At 66.4% G+C, this 24,377-nt stretch carries 29 protein-coding genes and 1 tRNA gene; 12 read left to right on the top strand and 18 right to left on the bottom strand.

Annotated elements, in window-relative coordinates; genetic code table 11:
* Positions 1 to 138: 138 nt before the first annotated feature.
* Both pheS and pheT read left to right on the top strand, forming a co-directional pair.
* Entirely contained in the window at positions 139 to 1,230 is a 1,092-nt protein-coding gene (pheS, locus tag ACFQRC_RS08590; RefSeq protein ID WP_379960065.1) for a phenylalanine--tRNA ligase subunit alpha, read from the top strand.
* On the top strand, positions 1,227 to 3,605 hold the full coding sequence (pheT, locus tag ACFQRC_RS08595) for a phenylalanine--tRNA ligase subunit beta (RefSeq protein ID WP_379960067.1): 2,379 nt from the start codon (positions 1,227 to 1,229) through the stop codon (positions 3,603 to 3,605). The genes pheS and pheT overlap by 4 nt, the downstream gene beginning before the upstream one ends.
* Here the strand turns inward: pheT and ACFQRC_RS08600 are convergent.
* The 4 genes from ACFQRC_RS08600 to ftsE are packed head-to-tail and all read right to left on the bottom strand — an operon-like array spanning position 3,602 to position 6,406.
* Positions 3,602 to 4,288: a lysophospholipid acyltransferase family protein gene (locus ACFQRC_RS08600; protein WP_379960069.1), complete on the bottom strand. Its 687-nt coding sequence runs from the start codon at positions 4,286 to 4,288 to the stop codon at positions 3,602 to 3,604. The two genes, pheT and ACFQRC_RS08600, sit on opposite strands and share 4 nt — an antisense overlap.
* The gene (locus ACFQRC_RS08605; RefSeq protein WP_379960071.1) at positions 4,288 to 4,818 is read right to left on the bottom strand and encodes a YdcF family protein; all 531 of its coding nucleotides are present in this window, start codon (positions 4,816 to 4,818) and stop codon (positions 4,288 to 4,290) included. Before ACFQRC_RS08605 ends, ACFQRC_RS08600 begins: the two co-directional genes overlap by 1 nt.
* Complete coding sequence (locus tag ACFQRC_RS08610) at positions 4,815 to 5,711, bottom strand: cell division protein FtsX (RefSeq protein ID WP_379960073.1); 897 nt, start codon at positions 5,709 to 5,711, stop codon at positions 4,815 to 4,817. Before ACFQRC_RS08610 ends, ACFQRC_RS08605 begins: the two co-directional genes overlap by 4 nt.
* Entirely contained in the window at positions 5,708 to 6,406 is a 699-nt protein-coding gene (ftsE, locus tag ACFQRC_RS08615; protein ID WP_379960421.1) for a cell division ATP-binding protein FtsE, read from the bottom strand. Before ftsE ends, ACFQRC_RS08610 begins: the two co-directional genes overlap by 4 nt.
* Positions 6,407 to 6,569: 163 nt before the next feature.
* Between ftsE and ACFQRC_RS08620 the strand changes: the two genes are divergently transcribed.
* The 3 genes from ACFQRC_RS08620 to ACFQRC_RS08630 all read left to right on the top strand — a co-directional run bounded on the left by ACFQRC_RS08620 (position 6,570) and on the right by ACFQRC_RS08630 (position 8,557).
* Positions 6,570 to 7,277: a zinc-ribbon domain-containing protein gene (locus tag ACFQRC_RS08620; protein ID WP_379960075.1), complete on the top strand. Its 708-nt coding sequence runs from the start codon at positions 6,570 to 6,572 to the stop codon at positions 7,275 to 7,277.
* Complete coding sequence (locus ACFQRC_RS08625; RefSeq protein WP_379960077.1) at positions 7,278 to 8,378, top strand: 6-phosphofructokinase; 1,101 nt, start codon at positions 7,278 to 7,280, stop codon at positions 8,376 to 8,378. It begins immediately after the preceding gene.
* A 92-nt stretch (positions 8,379 to 8,470) separates the two neighbouring features.
* A tRNA-Leu gene (locus ACFQRC_RS08630) sits at positions 8,471 to 8,557 on the top strand.
* Between the two features lie 118 nt (positions 8,558 to 8,675).
* On the opposite strand, the gene ACFQRC_RS08635 is transcribed toward ACFQRC_RS08630, so the two are convergent.
* The gene (locus ACFQRC_RS08635; RefSeq protein WP_379960079.1) at positions 8,676 to 8,972 is read right to left on the bottom strand and encodes a hypothetical protein; all 297 of its coding nucleotides are present in this window, start codon (positions 8,970 to 8,972) and stop codon (positions 8,676 to 8,678) included.
* A 175-nt stretch (positions 8,973 to 9,147) separates the two neighbouring features.
* On the opposite strand from ACFQRC_RS08635, the gene ACFQRC_RS08640 reads away from it, so the two are divergent.
* Positions 9,148 to 9,486 carry a hypothetical protein gene (locus ACFQRC_RS08640; RefSeq protein WP_379960081.1) on the top strand — a complete coding sequence of 113 codons (339 nt, stop codon included), beginning with the start codon at positions 9,148 to 9,150 and terminating at the stop codon, positions 9,484 to 9,486.
* Between the two features lie 224 nt (positions 9,487 to 9,710).
* On the top strand, positions 9,711 to 11,852 hold the full coding sequence (locus ACFQRC_RS08645) for a transglycosylase domain-containing protein (protein ID WP_379960084.1): 2,142 nt from the start codon (positions 9,711 to 9,713) through the stop codon (positions 11,850 to 11,852).
* Here ACFQRC_RS08645 and ACFQRC_RS08650 read toward each other — a convergent pair.
* Genes ACFQRC_RS08650 through ACFQRC_RS08660 form a run of 3 tightly spaced genes read right to left on the bottom strand, consistent with a single transcriptional unit; the run spans position 11,799 to position 13,517 of the window.
* The gene (locus ACFQRC_RS08650) at positions 11,799 to 12,506 is read right to left on the bottom strand and encodes a M48 family metallopeptidase (protein WP_379960087.1); all 708 of its coding nucleotides are present in this window, start codon (positions 12,504 to 12,506) and stop codon (positions 11,799 to 11,801) included. The genes ACFQRC_RS08645 and ACFQRC_RS08650 overlap by 54 nt on opposite strands.
* Positions 12,496 to 12,927, bottom strand: coding sequence for a YcgN family cysteine cluster protein (locus tag ACFQRC_RS08655; RefSeq protein WP_379960089.1), 432 nt, complete (start codon positions 12,925 to 12,927; stop codon positions 12,496 to 12,498). Before ACFQRC_RS08655 ends, ACFQRC_RS08650 begins: the two co-directional genes overlap by 11 nt.
* Positions 12,924 to 13,517 carry an SCO family protein gene (locus ACFQRC_RS08660; protein WP_379960091.1) on the bottom strand — a complete coding sequence of 198 codons (594 nt, stop codon included), beginning with the start codon at positions 13,515 to 13,517 and terminating at the stop codon, positions 12,924 to 12,926. The genes ACFQRC_RS08655 and ACFQRC_RS08660 overlap by 4 nt, the downstream gene beginning before the upstream one ends.
* Before the next feature lie 62 nt (positions 13,518 to 13,579).
* On the opposite strand from ACFQRC_RS08660, the gene ACFQRC_RS08665 reads away from it, so the two are divergent.
* Positions 13,580 to 14,185 (top strand): ankyrin repeat domain-containing protein, encoded by a 606-nt coding sequence (locus ACFQRC_RS08665; RefSeq protein WP_379960094.1) that lies wholly within the window; start codon positions 13,580 to 13,582, stop codon positions 14,183 to 14,185.
* Positions 14,186 to 14,292: 107 nt separating this feature from the next.
* Here the strand turns inward: ACFQRC_RS08665 and ACFQRC_RS08670 are convergent, their stop codons facing one another.
* The 10 genes from ACFQRC_RS08670 to ACFQRC_RS08715 form a co-directional block, all read right to left on the bottom strand.
* Positions 14,293 to 14,784 (bottom strand): MmcB family DNA repair protein, encoded by a 492-nt coding sequence (locus ACFQRC_RS08670; RefSeq protein WP_379960097.1) that lies wholly within the window; start codon positions 14,782 to 14,784, stop codon positions 14,293 to 14,295.
* 103 nt (positions 14,785 to 14,887) lie between these two features.
* Complete coding sequence (locus ACFQRC_RS08675; RefSeq protein ID WP_379960099.1) at positions 14,888 to 15,583, bottom strand: cell wall hydrolase; 696 nt, start codon at positions 15,581 to 15,583, stop codon at positions 14,888 to 14,890.
* Positions 15,584 to 15,752: 169 nt separating this feature from the next.
* The gene (locus ACFQRC_RS08680; protein ID WP_379960102.1) at positions 15,753 to 16,094 is read right to left on the bottom strand and encodes a DUF1491 family protein; all 342 of its coding nucleotides are present in this window, start codon (positions 16,092 to 16,094) and stop codon (positions 15,753 to 15,755) included.
* Complete coding sequence (locus ACFQRC_RS08685) at positions 16,094 to 16,558, bottom strand: PaaI family thioesterase (protein ID WP_379960105.1); 465 nt, start codon at positions 16,556 to 16,558, stop codon at positions 16,094 to 16,096. Before ACFQRC_RS08685 ends, ACFQRC_RS08680 begins: the two co-directional genes overlap by 1 nt.
* A complete protein-coding gene (locus ACFQRC_RS08690; protein ID WP_379960108.1) occupies positions 16,545 to 17,012 on the bottom strand; it encodes a PTS sugar transporter subunit IIA in 468 nt (155 codons plus the stop codon). The genes ACFQRC_RS08685 and ACFQRC_RS08690 overlap by 14 nt, the downstream gene beginning before the upstream one ends.
* Before the next feature lie 73 nt (positions 17,013 to 17,085).
* Positions 17,086 to 17,706: a ribosome hibernation-promoting factor, HPF/YfiA family gene (hpf, locus tag ACFQRC_RS08695; protein WP_379960110.1), complete on the bottom strand. Its 621-nt coding sequence runs from the start codon at positions 17,704 to 17,706 to the stop codon at positions 17,086 to 17,088.
* 10 nt (positions 17,707 to 17,716) lie between these two features.
* Positions 17,717 to 18,418, bottom strand: a complete 702-nt coding sequence (dnaQ, locus tag ACFQRC_RS08700) for a DNA polymerase III subunit epsilon (protein WP_379960112.1) — start codon at positions 18,416 to 18,418, stop codon at positions 17,717 to 17,719.
* Between the two features lie 7 nt (positions 18,419 to 18,425).
* On the bottom strand, positions 18,426 to 19,019 hold the full coding sequence (coaE, locus tag ACFQRC_RS08705) for a dephospho-CoA kinase (protein WP_379960114.1): 594 nt from the start codon (positions 19,017 to 19,019) through the stop codon (positions 18,426 to 18,428).
* A gap of 22 nt (positions 19,020 to 19,041) precedes the next feature.
* On the bottom strand, positions 19,042 to 19,632 hold the full coding sequence (locus ACFQRC_RS08710) for a Maf family protein (protein ID WP_379960116.1): 591 nt from the start codon (positions 19,630 to 19,632) through the stop codon (positions 19,042 to 19,044).
* The gene (locus ACFQRC_RS08715; RefSeq protein WP_379960118.1) at positions 19,629 to 20,447 is read right to left on the bottom strand and encodes a pyruvate, water dikinase regulatory protein; all 819 of its coding nucleotides are present in this window, start codon (positions 20,445 to 20,447) and stop codon (positions 19,629 to 19,631) included. Before ACFQRC_RS08715 ends, ACFQRC_RS08710 begins: the two co-directional genes overlap by 4 nt.
* A gap of 309 nt (positions 20,448 to 20,756) precedes the next feature.
* On the opposite strand from ACFQRC_RS08715, the gene hemE reads away from it, so the two are divergent.
* The 4 genes from hemE (at position 20,757) to ACFQRC_RS08735 (ending at position 24,365) form a co-directional block, all read left to right on the top strand.
* Positions 20,757 to 21,782, top strand: a complete 1,026-nt coding sequence (hemE, locus tag ACFQRC_RS08720; protein WP_379960120.1) for a uroporphyrinogen decarboxylase — start codon at positions 20,757 to 20,759, stop codon at positions 21,780 to 21,782.
* Positions 21,779 to 22,240, top strand: a complete 462-nt coding sequence (locus ACFQRC_RS08725; RefSeq protein ID WP_379960122.1) for a CopD family protein — start codon at positions 21,779 to 21,781, stop codon at positions 22,238 to 22,240. The genes hemE and ACFQRC_RS08725 overlap by 4 nt, the downstream gene beginning before the upstream one ends.
* A gap of 132 nt (positions 22,241 to 22,372) precedes the next feature.
* Entirely contained in the window at positions 22,373 to 23,629 is a 1,257-nt protein-coding gene (rho, locus tag ACFQRC_RS08730) for a transcription termination factor Rho (RefSeq protein ID WP_379960125.1), read from the top strand.
* A gap of 148 nt (positions 23,630 to 23,777) precedes the next feature.
* The gene (locus ACFQRC_RS08735; RefSeq protein WP_379960423.1) at positions 23,778 to 24,365 is read left to right on the top strand and encodes a TerC family protein; all 588 of its coding nucleotides are present in this window, start codon (positions 23,778 to 23,780) and stop codon (positions 24,363 to 24,365) included.
* Positions 24,366 to 24,377 lie beyond the last annotated feature (12 nt).

Below are 24,377 nucleotides of genomic sequence, written 5' to 3' on the forward strand. Positions count from 1 at the left end.
TCTCTCCCAACCGTTCGGGCTGAGCCTGTCGAAGCCCCTCCTCTCGACCTGCCACGGGAGAAATGAAAGCCCTTCGACAAGGCTCAGGGCGAACGGTGGTGGGTTCAAAGGCCAGGATTTCTCCGTTAGGGGCGGGCCATGGCAAGCGATACACAGACTCTCGAAGAGATGAGCGGCGACTGGCTGCGGCGGATCCAAGGCGCACCAGATCTTTCGAGCCTCGAATCCGAGCGGGTGGCCGCGCTCGGCAAGCAAGGCGCGGTGACCGCGCTCCTCAAGAGCCTCGGCGGAATGACGCCAGAACAACGCCAGGCGGAAGGGCCGCGGATCCACGCCCTTCGCGAGGCCGTGACCGACGCGATCGGCGTGCGCAAAGCCGGGCTGGAAGCCGCCGAGCTCGAACGCAAGCTCGCCACCGAGACGCTCGACATGACCTTGCCGGTCAGCATCGGCGAGCAAGGCAGCGTCCATCCGGTGAGCCAGGTGATGGACGAGCTCGCCGAAATCTTCGCCGATCTCGGCTTCTCGGTCGCGACCGGGCCGGAGATCGAGGATGACTGGCGCAATTTCACCGCGCTCAACATCCCCGAGACCCACCCGGCCCGGGCGATGCACGACACTTTCTATTTCGACAGGCACGATGCGGAGGGGCGCCGGATGCTGCTCCGCACGCATACCTCGCCGGTGCAGATCCGGACGATGCAGTCGCAAGAGCCGCCGATCCGGATCATCGCGCCGGGCCGCACCTTCCGATCCGACAGCGACGCCACCCACACGCCGATGTTCCACCAGGTCGAGGGCCTCGTCATCGACCGCGGCATCCATATGGGCCACCTCAAATGGACGCTTGAGACCTTCCTCAAGGCCTTTTTCGAGCGCGACGACATCGTGCTCCGCCTCCGCCCAAGCTATTTTCCGTTCACCGAGCCGTCGGCCGAGGTCGATGTCGGTTACTCGGTCGAGAAGGGCCGCCGGGTGATCGGCGGTTCCGAAGGCTGGATGGAGGTGCTGGGCTCGGGCATGGTCCATCCCCGGGTGCTCGAAGCCTGCGGCCTCGATCCGAACGAATGGCAGGGTTTCGCCTTCGGCTGCGGCATCGACCGGCTCGCCATGCTCAAATACGGCATGGACGACCTGCGCGCCTTCTTCGACGGCGATTTGAGGTGGCTCAGACATTACGGCTTCCAGAGCCTGGACGTGCCCACGCTTTCGGGAGGAGTGGGCGCATGAAGTTCACCCTGTCATGGCTGAAGGAACATCTGGAGACGGATGCCGGCCTTGAGACGATCCTCGAGACGCTGACCGGCATCGGCCTGGAGGTCGAGGGTGTCGAGAATCCGGCCGAGAAGCTCGCTCCCTTCGTCGTCGCCGAGGTGCTGACGGCCGAGCGGCATCCGCAGGCGGACAAGTTGCAGGTGCTGACCGTGAACACGGGAGCGGGCGAGCCGGTGCAGGTCGTCTGCGGAGCGCCCAATGCGCGGGCGGGCCTGAAGGGCGTGTTCGGCGGCCCCGGCGCCTACGTGCCGGGGAGCGATCTCACGCTGAAAATCGCCGCCATTCGCGGCGTCGAGAGCCGCGGCATGATGTGCTCGGTCCGCGAGCTGGAGCTGGGCGAGGAACATGACGGCATCATCGAGCTTCCCGCCGATGCCCCGGTCGGCGCGGGCTTCGCCGCCTGGCGCGGGCTGGACGATCCGGTGATCGACGTCGCCATCACGCCCAATCGGCAGGATTGCATGGGCGTCCACGGCATCGCCCGCGATCTCGCCGCCGCCGGGCTGGGAACGCTGAAGGCCGTCGAGCCGCATGAAATCGCCGGCGCCTTTCCCTGTCCCATCGAGATTCGCACCGACGATATTGAAGGATGCCCCGCTTTCTACGGCCGCGTCATACGCGGCGTCAGCAACGGCCCCTCTCCCGCCTGGCTGCAGCAACGGCTGAAGGCGGTTGGCCAGCGGCCGATCAGCGCGCTGGTCGATATGACCAACTACATCATGCTCAGCCACGGCCGGCCGCTGCACGTCTACGACCTCGCCCATCTGGATGGCGCGATCGTCGCCCGCCGCGCGCGGGACGGCGAGGAAGTGCTGGCCCTCAACGGCAAGAGCTACATCCTCGACGCGACGATGACCGTGATCGCCGACAACGCCCAGGTCCACGATATCGGTGGCATCATGGGCGGCGAGCATTCGGGTGTGACCGAAGCGACCACCGACATCCTCATCGAATGCGCCTATTTCGACCCGGAGCATATCGCCCGCACCGGCCAGAAGCTGGCCCTCACCTCGGATGCGCGGACGCGTTTCGAGCGCGGCGTCGATCCGGAATTCCTGGAAACCGGGCTCGCGCTGGCGACGCGGATGGCGATCGAGCTTGCCGGCGGCGAGGCGTCGGAGATCGTCCGCGCCGGCAAGCCTCCGCGCGCGGAGAGGACGGTCGATTATCGTCCCGGACACACGGCCGAGCTGGCCGGCGTCGCCGTGTCCGAAGACCGCCAGAAGGACATTCTGGCGCGTCTCGGCTTCGGCGTGAACGGCGGACATCCGTGGAAAATCGCGGTGCCTTCATGGCGCCGTGACGTCATCGGCTCGGCGGATATCGTCGAGGAGGTGGTCCGCATCGAAGGACTCGACAGCGTGCCTTCGACGCCGCTGCCCCGCGCCGAGGGCGTCGCCAGGCCGACCGCCACTCCGGAGCAGCTCGTCGAGCGCCGCGTCCGCCGCGCCGCCGCCGCTCGCGGCCTCCACGAAGCGGTGACCTGGAGCTTCATCGGCGAGGCCGAGGCCGCCTTGTTCGGCGGCGCCGACTGGATCCTCGCCAACCCGATCAGCGAGGAGATGAAGGCGATGCGGCCCTCGCTCCTGCCCGGCCTGCTCGCCGCCGCCCGGCGCAACATCGACCGGGGCGCGGAAAGCGTCCGCATGTTCGAGGTCGGACGCCGCTATCTCGGCGACCGGGAGCATCCGACGCTCGGCCTCGTCCTCGCCGGCGACCGCGACCCGCGCGGCTGGCGCACGGGACGGAGCCGGAGCTTCGAGGCTTATGATGCCAAGGCGGAGGCGCTCGCCATTCTCGCCGCCGGCGGCGCGCCGGTCGGCAATCTCCAGGTGCTGGGCGGCGCCTCCGGAGTCTATCATCAGGGCCGCTCCGCGCGCCTCTGCCTCGGTCCCAAGAACGCTCTGGCCGAGTTTGGCGAACTCCACCCGGCGACGCTCAAGGCTTTCGACCTCGACGGTCCGGTCGTTGCAGCGGAGATATTCCTCGATGCCGTTCCGCAAAGGCGCGGCGGCGCCGACCACATGCGCGCTGCCTTCGCCCCACCCTCTCTCCAGGCGGTCAAGCGCGACTTCGCGTTCCTGCTGCCCCTCGACATGCCGGCCGATATGCTGATCCGCGCGGTTCGGGGCGCCGACAAGGCGGCGATCGTCGGCGTCGGCCTGTTCGACGTCTTCACCGGGCAGGGCGTGGCCGAAGGCAGCAAGTCGCTGGCGGTGGAGGTGACGCTCCAGCCGGGCGAGAAGAGCTTCAGCCACGACGAGCTGGAAGGGATTTCGGGGCGGATCGTTGCCGCGGCCGAAAAGGCCGGCGCGAAGCTGCGCGATTAGGGCTCCAGCGCGTTGATCGCCCGGTGGACCTCCGCTTCGACGTCGCGGCGGGGAAAGCCCGGCGGAATCGTCTCCCCGACGCGCATCGTCACCACCCCCGGCCGCCGGGCGAATTCGCCGCGCGGCCACAATCGGCCGCTGTCGAGCGCGATCGGGACCACCGGCAGCCCCAGCGAACGGTAGAGGCCGGCAAATCCCGGCTGGAGCGGCGGCTGCTCGCCGGGCGCGACGCGGGTGCCCTCGGGAAAGATGGCGATCGGCCGGCCTTGTGCGACCGCCGCCTGCGCGGCCTTCAGCATCCGCCGCAGCGCCGCGGCGCCGCCTTCGCGGTCGATCGGAATGACGCCATAGCGCCGCGCCACCCAGCCGAAGCCGGGAATGTCGGTGAGCTGGCGCTTCATCACCACCACCGGCCGGTCGAGGACCAGCAATATCTCGATCGTCTCGAACATCGACTGGTGCTTGGCCGCGACGAGCGCCGTTCCGCGAGGCACCGTCCCCTCGACGCGGGAGCGGATGCCGAGGAGTAAAGCCGCGCACCCGCGGTGCCAGCGCGCCCAGCCATGGATGACCGCAGGCAGCGCTCCGCCGCCGATGGCCGCCGCCGGGAAAGCGAGCAGCACCGCCACCGCCGTCCCCAAATAGAAAGCGAGCGCGAACAATGCCGATCGAGCCGCGCGCATCAGATGCCGACAAACACGGCTGCGCGGCGCAGCAGATATTTGTTATATTCGGTGAAGAGCTGGCGGAAGCTGGGGTTGCTCTCCACGGCATCGCCGAACATGTCGATTTCGCTTCCCACCTGCCGCGACAGCTCGAACTCGGCGCGCGGCATGTGCCAGTCGGTGGTCACCAGCCGCACCGTATTGAGCTTGCGCCGCTCCAGCCAGCGCGCCGTCTCCACCGCGTTGGATCGGGTGTCGACCGATTCGCGGCCGAGGTCGATGCAGCAGTCGAACAATCTTTCCTCGGCATCATATTGGGCGGCGAGCTCGACCGGCCGGACGGTGCGCGCGACGCCCGAAATGAGCATCCGGTCCGCCCGTCCCCGCTCGATCAAGTCGAGGCCCCGCTCGATCCGCCCGGCGCCTCCGGTCAGGACGACGATCGCGTCGGTGCGGCGGTCGTCCGCCGGCCGCGGCAGCAGCACGACGAACAAGGCGTAGCCGAACAGATAGACGAGGATGAGGAAGGACAAAGCGCGGCTGATCATAACAGCCTGCCCAATGCCCGCAAAATCGTGGTCCGGGCAACCAGCATCGCCAGCAGTACCCCGGCGACCGGCAGCGACGCGAGGATCAGCCAGCTGGCCAGCGGCAGGCCGGCGGAGCCGAGCAGCTCCGACCCCAGCCTGCCGACCCGGTCGCCGATGACGAGCAGGACCAAAGCCGCCGCCGCCAGGCCGATGAGGCCGCCGAACAGCGCGTCGAGCGCGATCCGGCGCTGGAACAGCCGCGCAACCTGGACATCGGTCGCCCCCATCAGGTGCAGCACCTCGATCGTGCCGCGATGCGTGTCGAGCGCGGCGCGGGCGGCGAGCACCACCGTCGCCGCCGTCGCGCCGATCATCAGCAGGACGAGGCCGAGCGCGAGCAGCTTGAGGGCCTCGATCAGGCTGGCGAGCGGCGCCAGCCATTGGGCGTTCTCGTCGATGCGGGCCGAGGGCGCTACCGCCGCCACCGCGCGGCTGAGCGCTTCGAGCCGGCCATAAGCCTCGGACGAAAGCTCGGCATCGATCATCGCCGGGATCGGGAGATCGGCTTCGAGGCCGCCTTCGCCGAGCCAGGGCTCGAGCAATTGTTCCATCTCCGCCTCGCCAACCCGGCGCACCATCCCGACGCCCGGAAAATCGCGAAGCACCGCCTCGGCGCGCGCTGCCTCGGCGTCCCGCCGGTCGGGATTGGCCTCGACGATCTGGACCGTGATCCGGTTTCCGACATCCGCGTCGAGGCTGGCGGCGGCGTGGCCGAGGCCGAGGCCGGCGGCGGCGGCGAGGACGGTCAGGAACATCATGATCGCGATCACCCAGGGCATCGGCCCCGACAGCCTGCCCTCCGGCAGCAGCCGCCGGTCGGCCGCGCCGAACTTGCGAATGCCGCCCCTCATGCGTCGGCCGCGCGCGGCGGATGGCGAAGCGCGCCGGTCGGATCGGCGATCTGGCCGCGATCGAGGCGGAGGATGTCGGCGCGTCCGACGCGGGAGATGAGATGGACGTCGTGCGTGGCCACCACGACCGTCGTGCCGAGCTTGTTGAGCGCATCGAAGAGATGGATGAGGCGGTTGGCCATGTCCGGATCGACGTTGCCGGTGGGCTCGTCGGCGACGAGCAATTCGGGCCGGGCGATGACCGCGCGCGCGATAGCGACGCGCTGCTGCTCGCCGCCCGACAGGGTCGCCGGCCGGGCGCTGGCGCGGTGGCCAAGCCCGACCCAGGATAGCATCTCGCCGACCGGCGTCTCGAGATCGCGCTCCTCCACGCCGGCGACCCTGAGCGGCAGCGCGACATTGTCGAACGCGGACAGATGGTGGACGAGACGGAAATCCTGGAAGACGACGCCGATCCGGCGGCGAAAGCCGGGCAGGCGCTTGCGCGGCATGGTCACGATATCCTCGCCGAACAGCTTGATGAGCCCGCGGCTCGGCCGCTGGGCGAGATAGAGCAATTTCAGCAAGGAGGTCTTGCCGGCGCCCGACGGCCCGGTGAGGAAGTAGAATCCGCCCTGGCGGAGCGAGAAACTCAAATCGGACAGCGTCTCGGCGCCCGTGCCGTAGCGCAGGCCGACATTGTCGAACTGGACGATGCTCGTCGCCGCGCTCAGATCCGCCTCCGCTGCTTGGGTCCCACCACGGCCAAGCCATGGCATGGCGGACAGGCGCCCGTAAACACGGCATTTACTTGCGCCCCACGCCCCGGACGTGCTTAGATTCGCCGGCGCACCAGAGCGTAGGGGCCTGTACGACGAGATGATCCTTTCCTGTCCCGCCTGCGACACACGTTATGTCGTCCCGGATGGCGCGATCGGAGCGTCCGGGCGCCAGGTCCGCTGTGCCGCGTGCAAGACCAGCTGGTTCCAGGAGCCGGCGCCTCCCCGCTCCGCCGCGCCGAGACCGACCGGGGATGCTCCGGCGGCTCAGCGCGCGCCCGCTCCGGTAGTCCCCGCTCCGGTCGTCGCGGTCGCCGAGCCCGAACCGGCTCCGCCGGCCGAAGAATATGATTCCTATGCCGACGATGATTTCCAGCCGCGCCGCAACCCGGCCCGCATGTGGACGATGGCGGCGATCGCCGCGGCCGTCCTGATGCTCGCGGCGGTGGCGGCCATTTCCTATTTCGGCATTCCCGGCCTCTCCAACGGCTCGGCCGCGGTCGGCCAGGCCGGCACGAGCCCGCTGCGGATCGAGGTCGTCGGCACGCCCGAGCGGCGGCTGATGGAAAGTGGCAATGAATTGCTCGCCGTGTCCGGCCGCATCGTCAATCCGACCGAGCAGATCCAGCGCGTCCCGCAAATCCAGGCCGAGCTCCGCGACGGCCAGGGCCGATTGGTCTATGGCTGGGCGATCTCCGCGCCGGTGGCCGAGCTTCCGCCGGGAGCGAGCGCCACCTTCAACAGCGCCGAGGTCGACGTGCCGCGCGGCGCCAAGGCGCTGAACCTCAGCTTCGGCCAACCCTCCTGAATGCGCATCGGGATCCTCACCGGCGGCGGTGACGTGCCGGGGCTCAACCCGTGCATCCGCTCGATCACCCTCAACGCCGACGATCTGGGCTGGGAGGTGATCGGCTTCCGGCGCGGCTGGGAAGGCGTGCTCGCCATCGACCCCGCCGATCCCCGAACGGTCGACGCCAATACGCTGCCGCTTTCCCGCGAAGGCGTGCGCGGCATCGACCGGATGGGCGGCACCATCCTCCACACGTCGCGCGTCGATCCCCGCACCGTCTCCAGGGGCGACAGCACGGCCCATGTCCTCGACGTTCTGGAAAAGCTCGGCATCGACGCGATGATCACCCTGGGGGGCGATGGCACTCTGCGTTTCTCCGCCCACCTCGCCGCGCGGGGAATGCCCGTCATCTCGGTCCCCAAGACGATGGACAATGATGTCTTCGGCACCGATTATTGCATCGGCTTCTCGACGGCGGTCAGCCGCTCGGTCGAGGCGATCAACGCGCTGCGCACGACCGTCGAGAGCCATGAGCGGATCGGAGTGGTCGAATTGTTCGGCCGGCGGAGCGGCGAGACCGCGTTGCTCGCCGGCTTCCTCGCCCAGGTCGACCGCACGATCATCGCCGAAGTGCCGGCCGACCTCGACATCCTCCTGCCCCTTCTCGCCGAGGACAAGGCGTCGAACCCGGCGCATTACGCCATGTGCGTCATCTCCGAAGGCGCTTCGATCAAGGGCGACGGCGGCGAGGATGACGATCTGTCCCGATCGGCCAGCCAGCGCGGCGATGTCGGCATCGGTCACCGGCTCGGCCAGGCCATTTCCGCTCGCCTGGGCAGCGGCGTCGTCAACCAGGAACTCGCTTATCTGATGCGCGCGGGCGAGCCCGACGCGATGGACCGCATGGTCGGGTTCGCGTTCGGCGGCCTCGCCGTCCAGCTGCTGGCGAGGGGCGAGACGGCGCGGATGGTGACCCTGGCGGACGGCAATTACAGCCATGTGCCGATCGACACCCTGCTCCACGGCAAGAAATCGGTCGACGTCTCCGGCCTCTACGACCGCGCCACGTATCGCGCCAAATTGATGCGCGTCGAAGGCATGCCGATGTTCCTCTACTGACGGCGGAATCGCGGCCATTGCGTCGGCGGAGCGGCTTTGCTAGAGGCACGCGCCTACCGACCGCCGGGGCGATTCCGGCGGTTTTTCAAAGTGCGGTCGTGGCGGAACTGGTAGACGCGCAACGTTGAGGTCGTTGTGTCCGAAAGGACGTGGAAGTTCGAGTCTTCTCGACCGCACCAGAATCTGAAAGTGGCAGGATTTGCGCCGCTCCTCCCCATTCCCGGTCACGCAGGTGAATGCGGACGCCAGAGCCGGCGCGCTCCAGAACGTCCGATTGGCTGGAATGCGGACGTTCGCCTAATGCCCGTATCCGTCGGTGTGGAAGATCGAGCTACCGACTTTGTAGAGAAGCACAACGGCGTTTACGAACACGCCAACCAGTACGGCGATGAAATAGATCAGCATCTTTCCGCCGCCATCCCCCGGCTCACTCGCGCCTTCGACAACCCCAAGCATCGGAGGAGTAAGGAAGAGGCAATAGGCGCCAATGAGCGCTGCTCCCCACACCCAAAGTGAGCGCCCTTTCCTTGTCAGCGTGATGGCAGGTCCAAATATTGGCAGAAGCACGACAAGCCAAATTAAAAGCGTCCCCATCGGCTCTCCTCCTCCGGCCAGACTAGGCTTGTGGGAAATGTCCGCAATACGTGTTTTCAGGAGCTGAGGATGCCGATGTAATGACCTGGTTGGAGGCCCCAGTCGCTCACAAAGGTGCTAGGTTCGTTTGCCAAACGCGTTTGGGTCGTTATGCCTCGTTTTTATGAAGTATCTGATGATCATAGGCCTGGCGGCAAGTTCGGGAGCCTGTGTGTCAGGAATGTCTACCCGATCGACCAGTGCCATCTACGAGGAGGCGCTCATGATTGGCTTCGTGTCCTCGCGGTGCGGTGCTGCTGACACATTTGAACTACATCTCCGTCTGGAGCCGCTCAAGCCTTGGTTGGAGGGGGAAATTGGCAGAGAGCAGGTGCTGGAAACTCAAGATCGTATCGAGGACAATAGATCCAGCATTCGTTTCATAAGCTGTCCGACTGATGAGGAACGTCGAAGTGCGAAGCGGGCACTGGAGAAGCTGGTGGGCGAGTTGGAAAACCGTGCAAAACTTCAATAGGGCGTGACCCTAACAATCTTCGATCAGGTCGAATTCGGACGTTGACGATAGCGGGCGGAGCGAGGGCGCCGTCGAAACTCCGCCAAGGAGCGCGCCCGAGCCTGCCCATCCCCCTCCGCCAAGTCGCGCCAGACGACTTTCATCGCCCGCGCCGCGCCCCTCGGGCGCGCCTCGTCGCCTTCTTCTTGTGAGGCCGCGTGTCTGGCCCTATCGGGTGGAGCCCAATGGCCAGTAAAGCTTCCTCTCCCGTCAAGCGGACGTTCGTCACCCTCCTCAAGATAGGCGCTTATGCGGCCGTGGTCGGCCTCGTCGCCCTGGTCGTCGCGGTCAGCATCGCGATGAGCCAGCTGCCAAGCTATCAGGAGCTCATCCGCCGCGACGATCTCGGCCAGATGATCCGGGTCCGCGCCAATGACGGCACCGTTATCGTATCGCTCGGACCCAGCTTCGGCGAATGGCTGAGCTACAATGAGATTCCGCCGATCATGCGCGAGGCGATGATCGCGGTCGAGGACCGGCGTTTCCAATCGCATCCCGGCGTCGATCCGATCGGCATCGCCCGCGCGGTCAAGGTGCGGGTCGACCGCGGCTCCTGGGTCCAGGGCGGATCGACCATCACCCAGCAGCTCGCCCGCAACATCTTCCTCACCAACAACCGCACCTTCGGCCGCAAGGTCAAGGAAGCGATCCTGGCGCTGGCGCTGGAACGCCGCTTCTCCAAGGAGCAGATACTCGAACTCTACCTCAACCGCGTCTATTTCGGCGGCGGCGCCTATGGCATCGACGCCGCATCCCGCCGCTTCTTCGGGCACAGCGCCGAGGAATTGAGCCTGTCCGAGGCCGCGATCATCGCCGGCCTGGTCAAGGCGCCGTCCAATTATTCGCCGACCGCCGACGCCGAAGCCGCCCGCGACCGCGCCGAGGTGGTGATCGGCCTGATGCGCGAGAACGGCACGATCAGCGCCGCCGAAGCGGCCGCGGCGGCGCCGGCCGAGGTTAAATTGGTGCCGACGCCCAAGCAGAACAGCGTCCGCTACTTCACCGACTGGGCCTTGCCGCAGCTCGACATGCTGATCGACGAGACGGTGGCGCCAATCGATGTCTGGACGACGCTCGATCTCGACATGCAGCGATCGGCGGATCAGGCGATCAACGCCAACACGCCCGCCGGAGCGCAGGGCGCATTGGTCGCGCTCGACCGCGGCGGCGCGGTGCGGGCGATGGTCGGCGGCCGCGACTATGTGACCTCGCTCTACAACCGCGCCACCCAGGCGACGCGCCAGCCGGGCTCGTCCTTCAAATTGTTCACCTATCTCGCCGCGCTCGAAGCCGGCTATGCGCCGGGCGACGTCGTCGTCGACGAGCCGGTGACGATCAACGGCTGGACGCCGCGCAACAGCAGCCGCAGCCATTCGGGCGCGGTGACGATCCGCGAGGCCTTCGCCCGGTCGATCAATACCATCGCCGCCAAGCTCGGCCAGGAGGTCGGCTTCCGCACCGTCGCCGACATGGCGCAGCGCTTCGGCATCACCACCGAGGTCAATACCCACCCTTCGATGGTGCTCGGCACGTCGGACGTGCGGCTGATCGACATGACTCGCGCCTTCGCCTCCGTCGCGCAGAAGGGCGTGGCGGTGGTTCCCTATGGCATCCGCCGCGTCACCACGGCCGAGGGCGAATTGCTCTACGAGCATCAGGTCGACGAATCGCGGGTGCTGGTCGCCCCCTGGGTGGCCGCGCAGATGACCGACCTGCTCCAGGCCGCGGTGATGACCGGGACCGGACGCGCCGCACAGATCGGCCGGCCCGTCGCCGGCAAGACCGGCACGACCAGTTCCAACAAGGACGGCTGGTTCATCGGCTTTTCGAGCGGCCTCACGACCGGCGTCTGGATGGGCCGCGACGACGCCAAGGCGTTGCCCGGCCTCCAGGGCGGCCGCGCGCCGGCCGGCGCCTTCCACGATTTCATGGTCAAGGCGGTCGCCGACAGGTCTGTCGAGAATTTCGAGATCGAAGTGGCCTTGCCGGACTGGCAGATCGAGCCCGACGAGGAGGTCTGGTTCGAAGCGCCGGACGAGTACATGATGGTCGACGAGAATGGCAATCCGCTCGGCCCGCCGCCCGGTGTTGGCCTGCCCTTCCCGGAGCCGGGGACCGTCGATCCCGGCCTTGCCGACCCTTCGTCGCGGGACGATCAGCTGGATCAGGACTGGCTCGACCGCGCCGTCGGCCGCGACCGTCCGCCGCCGCGCGAACCGCCGCCGCCGCCCCGAAGGCAGGGGAGTTTGCCGCCGCTGCCGCAGCAGCGCCAGTCAGTTCCGCCGGCCGAGCCGGTGGAGAGAGGCGCCGTTCCGCCGCAGCCATGATCGCGCCGGCTTCGGATCGGCTTCGAACAAAGTCTGGACGAGGGCGTGGAATTCCGGGCCGTGATTCATATGGACGCGGTGCGCCACCTCGTGCGCCACGGTCGCGCGGCGCACCCATTCAGGCGCCAGGATGAGCCGCCAGCTGTAGCGGATCGCGCCCGATTCGGAGCAGCTCCCCCAGCGCGACAGCGGATCGCCGACGCCCACCCGCGCCACCGTCACGCCCGCCTTGCCAGCATACTCGCGAGTCTCGCGATCGAGGACGATGCCGGCGTGCCGCCGCAGCCAGCGCAGCAGCCGCGGCTCCAGCGTCTCGGCCGGTCCGCCGGTCACTATGCGCCCCGGTTCGATCCGGACGGTGCGCGCGGCATCCGGGCGCCAGTCGATCCTGTGGGGCAGGCCGTAGAGCGGAAGCTCGCCGCCATCGGCGATCCCCACCGGCGGCGGCACGTCGGCGAGCGCGGCCTCGATCCAGGCGCGCTGCCCGGCCGCCCAGTCGAGCGCCCTTTTCCGCGACACGCCGCGCGGCACCGTCAGCATGACCGCGCCGGTGCGCGGATCGACCCGCAGCCGCAGGACCCGCGCGCGCGCCGAAGGTTTGACGATCAGGCCGGCGCTGATGCCGCCGGCCTCGAAACGCAGCTCAGAGTTCACGGTCGACGAGGTGGTGCTCGAGATCGCCCGCCTCGTCCTCGGCCACCGTCCAGCCGCGCACCGACATGCCGGCGGCGTGCACGCTCTCCCGGTCACCGCTGACCAGATAATGCCAATCGGGCAGCGGCTCGCCCGCCTCGCGAAGGCGATAGGCGCAGGTCGAAGGCAGCCAGGAGAGCGAACCGACCTTTTCGGGTGTCAGCCGTACGCAATCGGGCACCAGCGCCTTGCGTCCCTTGTAATGCGAGCAGCGGCAGGTCGCCCGGTCGAGCAACTTGCAGGCGATATTGGTCGGATGGATCTGGCCGGTATCCTCGTCCTCGACCTTGTGCAGGCAGCATTTGCCGCAGCCGTCGCACAGCGCCTCCCACTCGGCCCGGCTCAGCTCGGCCAGCGGCTTCTCCCAGAAGCGTTCGCTCATTTCACCCAAGTCTTCAGCTCCTCGACGAAGGCCTCGACTCCCTGGTCGTGCGGGACGATGGCGATCGGCTCGCCCTGCGGCCCGAACAGCATGGCGATGCGCGAATGGTTGACGAGATAGCCGTCCGTGCCGGGGGTCGGCTCCTCCATATAATAGACGCCATGGCTCTTCGCCACGTCAGCGATCTGCTCGGGCGTTCCGGTGAGGCCGATCAGGCGCGGGTGGAACGCGGCGACGAACTCCTTCAGCACCGCCGGCGTATCGCGCTCGGGATCGACGGTGATGAAGATCGGCTGCACCTTCGCCGCCACGGCCGGAGCCTCCTTCTCGAGCTGGCGCAGGCCCTGTCCGATCAGTTGCAGATCGACCGGACAGACGTCCGGGCAATAAGTGAAGCCGAAATAGACGAGCCGGTAGCGGCCGGCGAAGTCGGTGTCGCTCACCTGTCGGCCGTCCTGGTCGGTGAGTGTGAACGGTCCCCCGATCGACGCGCCCTGGAGCGGCGGACTTTCGCTCGGCTGGGGCGAGCAGGCGCCGACGATCAGGGACAAAAGCAAAGCGGCGAGGGCGAGGAAGCGGTTTTCGTTCATGGCGCCTCCAGCCTTGCTTTGCTATGACCCCGGGATCAAGCCGACATAGCGGGGAAATGCACGTGAGCCGTAAATTCAGCGCCCTTTGGGGAGCCGCCATCGCCTTCAGCCTGGTGGCGGCGCCCGCCGCGGCCCAGAGAGTCTCGGACGGCTACGCCTTCCTCAAGGCGGTCAAGGATCGCGACGGGGCGGCGGCGACGAACCTCGTCGCGACACCCGGCTCCGTCATCATCAATTCCACCGAACGCGATACCGGCGACGGCGCGCTCCATATCATCGTGCGCGAACGCGATCTCACCTGGCTCGGCTTCCTGCTCGGCAAGGACGCCAGGGTAGACCTCCAGAACGACCAGGGCGACACGCCGCTCGCGCTCGCCGCGCAGATCGGCTGGGTCGAGGGGGCGCAGGTGCTGCTCGGCACCCGCGCCAGCGTCGACCTCGCGAACAATCGCGGCGAAACGCCCCTCATCCTGGCGGTGCACCGCCGCGACCTGCCAATGGTGCGGCTGCTGGTCGGCGCCGGCGCCAATCCCGCGCATACCGACAATGTCGCCGGTTATTCCGCGCTCGATTACGCCAAACGCGACAACCGCTCGGCCGGAATCGTCAGATTGCTGGAAGAAGGCGCGACGAAGCCGAAGCGGGAAGTTTCCGGCCCCGTGCTTTAGCAGGACGTCATTGCGAGGAGCGTAGCGACGAAGCAATCCAGCTTCTCTCTGCGTTCGTCAGGATTGCTTCGCTTTGCTCGCAATGACGGACCAAGTCCTATCAGTCTCTAATCCAGGCCCGCGAGCCCTGGGTCGAGATCGCCGGTCAGTCGCCGCGCCGCACGCCGGGCGAATCGCAAGGTCTCCGCCTTGCGACGCGCCGCCGCGAGCTTTCGCATCGGTGCGTCGCGGACGATCGCGGCGTCGTAGCGGTCGGCGACGATCAGGCCAGACAGGTCCGGGCCACAGGTTTCGAGATCGAGCAGAGGGAGCGCGAAGCCGGCCGGTACCGCCCAGAAGAATCGATCGCAATAATCGAGATAATCCGGCCATTTCTGGTCGCCGAGCAGGTCCGCGCGCGACACCTTGATCTCGACGATGGTGAGCAGCCCCCTGGCATCGATCGCCATCATGTCCGCCCGCCGCCCGTTGGGCAGCGGCACTTCGCACAATCCGAACATGTCCTGGCGGAAGAACAGCCTCGCGACGCCGCGCGCCACATCCCGCGCGATGAGAGGTTCATCCGCGAAGCAGCGGTCGGGAATCGGGGCGGACGCCATGACGCCAGATTAGAATGAAAAGAGAACAGAGGGAAGGGAAGCCATGAAAAGGCCCGCCCTCCGCTGGGGAGGACGGGCCTTGTCACGAAGCCGGGAGCCCGGTTTAACGATAGAAGATGTGGTTGCCGACGGCGGCGACGCGGGTAAGGCCGCGCCAGTTGGGCCGCACATAATCGGCATGGAAGAACAGGGCCGAGGATCCGGCGCTGTCGGCCATATCCTCTTGCGCGATCTGGGCGATGGCGACCGCCTTGCGCCAGGCCTCGCTGGCCTTCGGCACCGACGGGATGCGGCCGCCGCGAACGAACGAGAATTGGCCGCGCTGCTTGACGACGCCGCACAAGGTCCCGGCGAAGCGGCCGGATTCCTTGCGGTTGATGATCACCTCGGCGACGGCGAGCTGGCCCTCGAGCGGCTCGCCCTTCGATTCGAAATAGACGGCGCTGGCGAGGCATTCCTGCTCCGCGTTGTCGGTGTCTGTTTCGGCATAAGCGGCGACCAGGTCGCGCAGCGAGCGCGTGTCGGCCTCGCCGGGCTGGATGGAAGACGGAATGACCGCGGCGACCGCATGGGTGGCGACCGGGGTCGAGAAATCCACGTCATGGGCGAGCGTCGCCTCCCCCTGCGGGTTGGAGGCGAGATCGCTGCCGTCCAGATTGGCGGCGGCATGATCGATATAGGTGGAGGTTATCGGCGCTTCATTGACGTCCAGCGCGAAGGACGGTGCGGTGAAGGCCGCCGAGGCGGCCATGCTGATGGCGACCGCGGCATAGCCGGCGGCACGAACACGAGAAAACATTCAGTCTCTGACGATTGCGGTGAGTCGATCGGCGGAAGGTCCGACTTAGGACGTTCCTGATCTTCCCCCCGACTTGCGTGGCCGCATGCCCATCAAACCGGCATGTTTCGCGGCCCCCCGCTCCCGAGCAAAAGTGCTGCGGCGGAATTGTTTGTGCGGCGCAGCAGAGTCAATCGAAAGCGTTCATTTCGTCGGCGAACCGTTCCTGAGACGCGATATCCAGTTCCAAAATCCAGATGTCGGGGTCGAATTTGCGGCGCCGGGCCAGGAACTTTTCCGTTTCTTCTTCGTTGCCCACCGCTTGCCCTCCGACATCCTGCCACGAATAATGCCCCTCCGGAGTCAGTATCCGCTCCAGGATCCGCGCGTTCCTGCCCTTCTCCGCCAGGATCACGATCACCGCGCCGGCGGTCGAATCGCCCTTGGAGAGAATCGCGGCGAAGCCTCCTTCCGATTCGGCCCGCCGCATCAGGGCGGTGACCAGGACCGAGGTGGCGAGGCGCGCCTCCATCAGGCGCTATAGCCGTCGAGGCTGGTGAGCGGGATGCGCGAGCGCATGAAGGTGCCGGTGCCGCGCGCCGCTTCTTCGCCTTCGGCGTCGATCAGCCGCGCGTCGGCAACGAAGACCCGCCGCTTGCCGCTCGCCCAGCGCCCCTCGGCGACGGCCGGCCCCGATCGGAGCGGGCGGGTGAAGTGGAGGTTGAAGGCGGTGGTGAGCAGGAAGCGGTCGGTGACCAGGCTGTTGCAGGCGTAGAAGGCCGCGTCGTCCATCATCTTGAAATAGAGCGTGCCATGAGCGGCGCCGGCGGCGTGGTGGATGCGCTCGTCGACGGTGAAGCGGATGCGCGCGAAGCCTTCCTCGATCTCCACATCTGAATCGAACAAGGCGTTGACCGGCGCGCGCCGATAGAGCGATTCGAGTGCGCGGAAATGGGCGGCCGCGCCCGCCGCTTCTTGATCGTCAGGCCGCGTCACGGGCTTCCGCCCCGGCCAGCAAGGCGAAAAGGGCATCCTTCGACCGCGCGCCCCGCAGCTTGGCCGCGGTCGCGCGGTCGCGAAGCGCGCGGCTGACGCCGGCCAGCGCCTTCAAATGATCGGCGCCGGCATCGACCGGCGAGAGAAGCAGGAAGACAAGGTCGACCGGCAGCGTGTCGACCGCCTGGAATTCGATCGGCGCGGTGAGCCGCGCGAAGAAGCCGAACATATGGTCGAGCCCCTCGATCTTCCCGTGCGGGATCGCGGTGCCGCCGCCGAAGCCGGTCGAGCCGAGCCGCTCGCGCTCGTTCAGGCTGGCGACGATGGTCTTGGCGGGGATTCCGGTCTTGCGCGAAGCGGCCGCCGCCATTTGCTGGAACAGAGCCTTCTTGTTGGCGACGGTCATCGCCGCATCGACGCTGTCGGCGGCCAGAAAATCGGAAAGATCGCTCATATGTGCACCGGTATGGGCGCGAAAGCACCCGCTCTGATCCTGAAGGAAACCGCGAGCCCCACCCGCGGGAAGGCTAGTCGCGCTGCGGCTCGACCCAGCCGATCGTGCCGTCGCCTCGCCGGTAGACCATGTTAAACTTGCCCGAACCGCTGTTGCGGAAGAGCAAGGCGTTGGTGTTGCGAAGATCGAGCAGCATGACCGCGTCGGAAACGCTGGCGTCGGGGATGTCGACGCGGGTTTCGGCGACGATCGGCGGATTGTCGGCAGGGATCGCTTCCTCGCCGGAGCCCGCGAAGACCGTGTAGGCGGCGTCGGACGCGATTTCGGCGAGCGCCTCGACCGGCGTCGCGCCGTGGCGGTCCTTCAACCGGCCCATGTAGCGGCGCAGCTGCTTCTCGATCCGGTCGGCCGCCTGGTCGAACGCCGGATGGGCCTCGGCCGCCTGGCCCGATCCCTTCAGGATCACGCCCTGCATCACATGGGCGACGATGTCGCAGGTGAAGGCGTGGTCGTGGGGCCCCTTGCCGAAAGTCACATTGGCGGAGATCGCTCGCTCGAAATATTTATCGGCGATGGCGTTCAATCGTTGCTGGACATGCAGCTTGAGAGCCTCGCCGGTATCGACCTGATGACCAGAGACCCGGATTTCCATCATATTCTCCAGTTCTATTTGGCTGCCCGATAGGCCGCGCATCGGCTCGCCGTCAACCGCGCCCCTCCAGCCGGTGCCATATGGGATCGACGAGCGCGGCTACAAATGCGGCATGCCGCTCCAGCTCCTGGTCGGACGCCCGATGCGGCCGGGGCGGACGCACCGCGAGGACGATCGGCGCGGCCTCCAGGCTGGCCGAGGCGGGGGTCGCGGCAGCCTCGACGTTCAACGACAGGCCGATCTGCCGGCCGCCGGTCAGCTCGATATAGACCTGGGTCAGCAATTGCGCGTCGATCAGCGCGCCATGCTTGATCCGGAGGCTACGGTCGATGCCGAAGCGGGTGCAGAGCGCGTCGAGGCTGTGCTTGGCGCCGGGGTGCCGGGTGCGCGCCAGCGCCAGCGTATCGATCATCCGCGACAGGCAGACCAGCGCACGGCCGCACGCGCCCAGCTCGTGATTGAGGAATCCGAAATCGAAGCTCGCATTATGCGCGATCAGCGGACTGTCGCCGATGAACTCCAGCAGATCCTCGCACAGATCGTGGAAGCCGGGCTTGTCCGCGAGGAAGACGTCGCTGAGGCCGTGCACCGCCTGCGCCTCGCTGGGCATTGGCCGGCCCGGGTTGAAATAGGCGTGGAAGGTGCGGCCGGTCTCGACCCGGTTGACCAGTTCGACGCAGCCTATCTCGACCATCCGGTCGCCGGCGAGCGGGCTGAGGCCCGTCGTCTCGGTATCGAAAACTATTTCGCGCATGACCTCCTTATCGGCCCGTCCCGCCCCCCAGACAAGCGATGATCGCGCGCACCGCCGCGCGCGTTTCGTCCAGGGGGCCCCCGGTCGGGACGACGAAATCGGCGCGCACCCTTTTTTCCGCGTCCGGCGTCTGGAGCGCGACGATCCTGTCGAATTTTTCCTCGGTCATTCCGGGCCGGACCAGCACCCGCGCGCGCTGAACCTCGGCGGGGGCCGATACGACGACGATGGTATCGACCTTGTCCCAGCCGCCTTTTTCAAACAGCAAGGGGATATCGAGCAAGACCAGCGGAGCGCGGACGTGCTCGGCAAGGAACGCCTCCCGCTCGCGCGCGACCGCCGGATGAATGAGAGCTTCGAGCCGCAGTAAGGCCTCGGGTTCGCCGAGCACCGCCTCGGCGAGGGCCGTGCGGTCCACGCCCTCCTGTCCGGTCGTTCCCGGAAAATGCGCCTCGATCCCGGCCACCAGCGCGCCCTCCGGGCCTTGAAGGCGATGCACCACCGCATCGGCGTCGAAGACGGGGACGCCTTCGTCGGCGAACATCTTCGCCACCGTCGACTTGCCCATGCCGATCGAGCCGGTGAGACCGACGATCGTCATCGGGCTGGAACCGGCCCGCCCATCAGCTCTTCAGGATGCCTCGTTCCCGCAGATAAGCGAGCAAGGGCAGCAGCGGCAGGCCGAGAATGGTGAAATAATTGCCTTCCATCCATTCGAACAATTGAACGCCGCGACCCTCGATATGGTAGCAGCCGACGCTGTGGCGGACAGCCTCATATTCCCGCTCGAGATAATCGGTCAGGAAATCGTCGCTGAGGTCCCGCATCGTCAGGCGGGCGGTGTCGACATGCTTCCACACGACCTTGCCATTCTCGACCGCCACGACCGCCGAATGAAGGAAGTGGCTCTTGCCTTTCAGCATCTTCAGCTGCTTGCGCGCCTCGGCCTTGCTCGTCGGCTTGTCGAGCATGCCGAAATCGCCGAATTCGAGGGTCTGGTCGGAGCCGATGACCAGCGCGCCTTTCGCCTCGATGCTGAGCGCCTTCAGCTCGGCCAGGCTCTTGGCGACGGCGTGAGCGGCGAGGCCGTCGCCCCTCAGCTCCGCCTTGGCCTTTTCCTCGTTGAGCAGGGCCGAATGGGCTTCGAACCTGATCCCCGCGGCTTCGAGCATGTCACGGCGAGTCGTGCTCAGGGAGGCGAGGATCAGTTTCATGCGTGGGCGTCCACTCGTTCGTTGCACAATTTGACGATGGCGAAAGCGGTTTCCTCTATCGACCGGCGGGTGACGTCGATCACCGGCCAGCCATTGTCGGCGAAGAGGCGGCGGGCGAAGGCGAGCTCCGCATTGACCGCTTCCAGGTTGACATAGTCGGTTTCGGGCGATTGGTTGAGCGAAAGCAGGCGATTGCGCCGGATCTGGATCAGACGGTCAGAACCTGTGGTGAGGCCGACCACCATCGGATGCTTCAGCCCGAACAGGATTGCCGGCGGGGGCGCTTCCGGCACCAGCGGGATGTTGGCGACCTTGTAGCCACGATTGGCGAGATAGATGGCGGTCGGAGTCTTCGAAGTGCGCGACACGCCGGCGAGGACGATATCCGCCTCCTCCCAATTGTCCGACCCGATGCCGTCGTCATGGGCGATGGTGAACTGGATGGCGTCGACCCGCGCGAAATAAGCGGCGTCGAGCGCATGCTGTCGACCCGGCCTCGCCTTGGCCTGCTGGCCCAGCACCGCCGACAGCGCGTCGACCACCGGATCCAGCGCCGACACGGCGTGGATGCCGCGCCTCCGGCATTTCTGTTCGAGCTCGCGGCGGATATTGCTGTTCACCAGCGTATAGAGGACCAGGCCCGGCCGCCGCTCGATATCGTCGAGCACCCTGTCGAGATGGCCCTCCGAGCGCACCATCGGCCAGAAATGCCGGAGAATTTCCACCCCGTCGAACTGCGCCAGGCACGCCTTGGCGACCACTTCGAGCGTCTCGCCGGTGGAATCGGACAGCAGATGAAGATGGAGTTCGTTCACGATCCGGCCTGTGGAAAAAGTTGGGGAAAGGGCTAGCGGAAGCCTTGGGATGCTTACAAGAAAAGCTTTCCTCCCCATTGTTCGAAATCGATCCACAGATTGACAAAGAGTGAAAAGGTTCCCTGTCCTTGCTGTGGATTGCGGGGATAGAATGCGCGAATCCGCAGCGGTCCGCGAGGCCGCCCGAGTCAAGCTGTTTGCAAATTTCCGTGAACCCAATAAACCCCGCTCTGCCTCGCCCTACAACCTTCATCAGACTCTCTTATTAAAAGACTCTATAGATAAGAGAGGGGAGCCCAGCGCCCTTTCATGCCCGCACCCGCCAAGCCCTTGCTGACCACGCTGAATGGCGGAAATCCGGGAGTATCGCCGATCTGGCTGATGCGCCAGGCGGGGCGCTATCTACCGGAATATAGAGCGCTTCGGGCCGACAAGGGCGGATTTCTCGACCTGGTTTACGATCCGGACGCCGCCGCCGAAGTGACCCTCCAGCCAATCCGCCGGTTCGGCTTCGACGGGGCGATCCTATTCTCCGACATCCTCATCGTGCCCCATGCGCTGGGCCAGGACCTGCGGTTCGAGGCCGGCGAGGGACCGCGGCTTTCGCCGCCTCTCGTTGATGGCGCCCTCGATGCGCTGGAGCCCGTTCCGGGGCGCCTGGAGGCCGTTTACAGCACGGTGGATAAGGTGAAGGCGGCCCTCCCCCCGGAAACCACTTTCCTGGGCTTCGCGGGCAGCCCTTGGACGGTGGCGACCTATATGGTCGCGGGGCAGGGAAGCCGCGAGCAGGCCGAAGCGCGGCGCTACGCCTATCGCGATCCCCAGGCCTTCTCGCTTATCATCGAGGCGATCGCCGCCATGACGGTCGACTATCTGTCTGGGCAGGTGCGCGCCGGCGTCGAGGCGGTGCAATTGTTCGACAGCTGGGCCGGGAGCCTTTCGCCGGCGCAGTTCGAAAAATGGGTGATCCGGCCCACCGCCGGCATCGTGTCCGCGTTCAAGGCGCGTCACCCCGACGTGCCGGTGATCGGCTTCCCCAAGGGCGCCGGCGGCAAGCTCGCCGCTTATGCCCGCGAAACCGGAATCGACGCGATCGGCCTCGACGAGACGGTCGATCCGGAATGGGCGGCCGCGATATTGCCGCCGTCGCTTCCGGTGCAGGGCAATCTCGATCCCCTCGCCCTCATCGCCGGCGGCGAAGCGCTTGAAATGGCGGTGGCTCGCATCATATCGGCGTTCGAAGACCGTCCGCACATCTTCAACCTGGGGCACGGAATCTTGCCGGATACGCCGATCGCGCACGTCGAACGCCTGCTCGAACTGGTGCGCCGGTGACCGATGTCCCCGATTTCGGAACCGCGCTCACCTTGACGTACGTCTGGATCAAGGCCGCCCACATCATCTTCGTGATCTTCTGGATCGCGGGGCTGTTCATGCTGCCGCGCTTCTACGTCTATCATCAGGAAGCGACGCCCGGGTCGGTCGAGGAGCAGCGCTGGATCGAGCGCGAGAAGAAATTGCGGACGATCATCATCAATCCGGCGATGGCGCTGGTCTGGATCCTGGGCCTTGCCCTCGCCTATATCACCGGCGCCTGGCAGGAGGGCTGGTTCCACGCCAAATTCGCCATGGTCGTCCTGCTGTCGGGCTATCACGGCTATATGGTCGGCTATGGCAGGAAGCTAGCCAAAGGCGAGCGTCCGGCGAGCGGCAAGGCGCTGCGCGTCATGAACGAAGTGCCCGGCATCGCCACCGCGATCATCGTCATTCTGGTGATCGTCCGCCCCTTCTGATCGTCTTGACTTGAATTAGGGTGGAGCCTAACCCCGCCCCAAGTCGTTAGCCTGCCATTCGCGCAGACATTCCCCACCGAAAGCCGTTCCTCGCGCTTTGGACGACCTCCATCTATCATCCGAGAAGAATCCATGCATCTCAAAGACCTGAAGCTAAAGACCCCGGCCGATCTGGTGGCCATGGCCGAGGAACTCGGCATCGAGGGCGCTTCGACGCTCCGCAAGCAGGAGCTGATGTTCTCCATTCTCAAGGTCCAGGCCGAGAATGGCGAGGAGATCATGGGGATGGGCACGATCGAAGTGCTGCCCGACGGCTTCGGGTTCTTGAGGAGCCCCGAGGCCAATTATCTCGCCGGCCCCGACGACATCTACGTCTCGCCCAACCAGGTCCGCAAATTCGGCCTGCGCACCGGTGACACCGTCGAGGGCGAGATACGCGGCCCCAAGGACGGCGAGCGCTATTTCGCCCTCGTCCGGCTTACTCAGGTAAATTACGACGATCCCGAAGCGGTCCGGCACCGCGTCAATTTCGACAATTTGACGCCGCTTTATCCGGACGAGAAGCTCACCCTCGACAGCGCCGATCCGACCCAGAAAGACAAATCGGCCAGGGTCATCGACATCGTCTCGCCGCAGGGCAAGGGACAGCGCGCCCTGATCGTCGCGCCGCCGCGGGTCGGCAAGACGATGCTTCTCCAGAATATCGCCAAGGCGATCACCGACAATCATCCCGAAGTGTTCCTGATCGTGCTGCTCATCGACGAGCGGCCCGAGGAAGTCACCGACATGCAGCGCTCGGTCCAGGGGGAGGTCATCTCCTCGACCTTCGACGAGCCCGCCCAGCGCCACGTCCAAGTCGCCGAGATGGTGATCGAGAAGGCCAAGCGCCTGGTCGAGCACAAGAAGGATGTCGTCATCCTGCTTGATTCGATCACCCGTCTCGGCCGCGCGTACAACACCGTCGTCCCCTCTTCGGGCAAGGTGCTGACGGGCGGCGTCGACGCCAACGCGTTGCAGCGGCCCAAGCGCTTCTTCGGCGCCGCCCGCAACATCGAGGAAGGCGGCTCGCTGTCGATCATCGCCACCGCGCTGATCGACACCGGCTCCAAGATGGACGAGGTCATCTTCGAGGAGTTCAAGGGCACCGGCAATTCGGAGATCGTGCTCGACCGCAAGGTCAGCGACAAGCGCATCTTCCCGGCGCTCGACGTCGGCAAGTCCGGCACCCGCAAGGAAGAGCTGCTGGTCGATCAGGCCACGCTTTCCAAGATGTGGGTGCTGCGCCGTATCCTGATGCAGATGGGCACCGTCGACGCGATGCAGTTCCTCCTCGACAAGATGAAGGATGCCAAGTCCAACGAGGATTTCTTCGCCTCGATGAACCAGTAAGCGCGCCGGAGGTTAGGACCAGATGCTCGATTTTCTCCTGAACTTCTCCGTCTCGCTCGGCGGACCCGCGGCCATCTGGGACGCGATCGTCCATGATTTCGCAAACATCACCGAGCCGGCCGCGCTCGCCGCGTTCGGGCAGGTGCTGATGATCGACATCATGCTCGCCGGCGACAATGCGATCGTCGTCGGCGCGCTCGCCGCCGGCCTCCCCGCCGACCAGCGCCGCAAGGTCATCCTGATCGGCATTATCGCCGCTCTCGTCCTGCGCATCATCTTCGCGTTGATGGTGACGTGGCTGCTCGGCATCGTCGGCCTGGTTTTCGCCGGCGGCCTGCTGCTGCTCTGGGTGTCGTGGAAGATGTGGCGCGACCTTCGCCACGGCGGCGAATCGCCGGGCTCGGCCGAGGTCGAGGGCGACGAGCATTCGGGCCTGAAGCCCGCCAAGAGCTTCGCCGCCGCCGCCTGGGCGGTCGCGGTCGCCGACGTGTCGATGAGCCTCGACAACGTCCTCGCCGTCGCCGGCGCCGCGCGCGACCATCCCGGCATCCTCGTCATCGGCCTGATCCTCTCGGTCGCGCTGATGGGCGTCGCCGCCAACATCCTGGCCAAATATATCGAGCGCTACCGCTGGATCGCCTGGATCGGCCTCGCCGTCATCGTCTACGTCGCCGGGAAGATGATCTATGACGGCTTCGTCGACCCGACCGTGGGGATCACGACGCTCTTTGCGTGATGCTCGCGCATC

The sequence above is a fragment of the Enterovirga sp. GCM10030262 genome (assembly GCF_042666435.1).
GTDB lineage: Bacteria > Pseudomonadota > Alphaproteobacteria > Sphingomonadales > Sphingomonadaceae > Allosphingosinicella.

What these genes read in the sequence shown, in the direction of transcription:
- ACFQRC_RS08670 (WP_379960097.1), bottom strand. Translation starts at nt 14,784, where the DNA reads ATGGCGTCCGCCCCGATTCCCGACCGCTGCTTCGCGGATGAACCTCTC.
- ACFQRC_RS08600 (WP_379960069.1), bottom strand. Translation starts at nt 4,288, where the DNA reads ATGCGCGCGGCTCGATCGGCATTGTTCGCGCTCGCTTTCTATTTGGGG.
- coaE (WP_379960114.1), bottom strand. Translation starts at nt 19,019, where the DNA reads ATGACGATCGTCGGTCTCACCGGCTCGATCGGCATGGGCAAGTCGACG.
- hpf (WP_379960110.1), bottom strand. Translation starts at nt 17,706, where the DNA reads ATGCGCGGCCTATCGGGCAGCCAAATAGAACTGGAGAATATGATGGAA.
- hemE (WP_379960120.1), top strand. Translation starts at nt 20,757, where the DNA reads ATGCCCGCACCCGCCAAGCCCTTGCTGACCACGCTGAATGGCGGAAAT.
- ACFQRC_RS08690 (WP_379960108.1), bottom strand. Translation starts at nt 17,012, where the DNA reads ATGAGCGATCTTTCCGATTTTCTGGCCGCCGACAGCGTCGATGCGGCG.
- rho (WP_379960125.1), top strand. Translation starts at nt 22,373, where the DNA reads ATGCATCTCAAAGACCTGAAGCTAAAGACCCCGGCCGATCTGGTGGCC.
- ACFQRC_RS08655 (WP_379960089.1), bottom strand. Translation starts at nt 12,927, where the DNA reads ATGAGCGAACGCTTCTGGGAGAAGCCGCTGGCCGAGCTGAGCCGGGCC.
- ACFQRC_RS08645 (WP_379960084.1), top strand. Translation starts at nt 9,711, where the DNA reads ATGGCCAGTAAAGCTTCCTCTCCCGTCAAGCGGACGTTCGTCACCCTC.
- ACFQRC_RS08680 (WP_379960102.1), bottom strand. Translation starts at nt 16,094, where the DNA reads ATGGAGGCGCGCCTCGCCACCTCGGTCCTGGTCACCGCCCTGATGCGG.
- ACFQRC_RS08735 (WP_379960423.1), top strand. Translation starts at nt 23,778, where the DNA reads ATGATCGACATCATGCTCGCCGGCGACAATGCGATCGTCGTCGGCGCG.
- ACFQRC_RS08660 (WP_379960091.1), bottom strand. Translation starts at nt 13,517, where the DNA reads ATGAACGAAAACCGCTTCCTCGCCCTCGCCGCTTTGCTTTTGTCCCTG.
- ACFQRC_RS08710 (WP_379960116.1), bottom strand. Translation starts at nt 19,632, where the DNA reads ATGAAACTGATCCTCGCCTCCCTGAGCACGACTCGCCGTGACATGCTC.
- ACFQRC_RS08610 (WP_379960073.1), bottom strand. Translation starts at nt 5,711, where the DNA reads ATGAGGGGCGGCATTCGCAAGTTCGGCGCGGCCGACCGGCGGCTGCTG.
- pheT (WP_379960067.1), top strand. Translation starts at nt 1,227, where the DNA reads ATGAAGTTCACCCTGTCATGGCTGAAGGAACATCTGGAGACGGATGCC.
- ACFQRC_RS08675 (WP_379960099.1), bottom strand. Translation starts at nt 15,583, where the DNA reads ATGTTTTCTCGTGTTCGTGCCGCCGGCTATGCCGCGGTCGCCATCAGC.
- ACFQRC_RS08620 (WP_379960075.1), top strand. Translation starts at nt 6,570, where the DNA reads ATGATCCTTTCCTGTCCCGCCTGCGACACACGTTATGTCGTCCCGGAT.
- ACFQRC_RS08605 (WP_379960071.1), bottom strand. Translation starts at nt 4,818, where the DNA reads ATGATCAGCCGCGCTTTGTCCTTCCTCATCCTCGTCTATCTGTTCGGC.
- dnaQ (WP_379960112.1), bottom strand. Translation starts at nt 18,418, where the DNA reads ATGCGCGAAATAGTTTTCGATACCGAGACGACGGGCCTCAGCCCGCTC.
- ACFQRC_RS08640 (WP_379960081.1), top strand. Translation starts at nt 9,148, where the DNA reads ATGATCATAGGCCTGGCGGCAAGTTCGGGAGCCTGTGTGTCAGGAATG.
- pheS (WP_379960065.1), top strand. Translation starts at nt 139, where the DNA reads ATGGCAAGCGATACACAGACTCTCGAAGAGATGAGCGGCGACTGGCTG.
- ACFQRC_RS08625 (WP_379960077.1), top strand. Translation starts at nt 7,278, where the DNA reads ATGCGCATCGGGATCCTCACCGGCGGCGGTGACGTGCCGGGGCTCAAC.
- ACFQRC_RS08635 (WP_379960079.1), bottom strand. Translation starts at nt 8,972, where the DNA reads ATGGGGACGCTTTTAATTTGGCTTGTCGTGCTTCTGCCAATATTTGGA.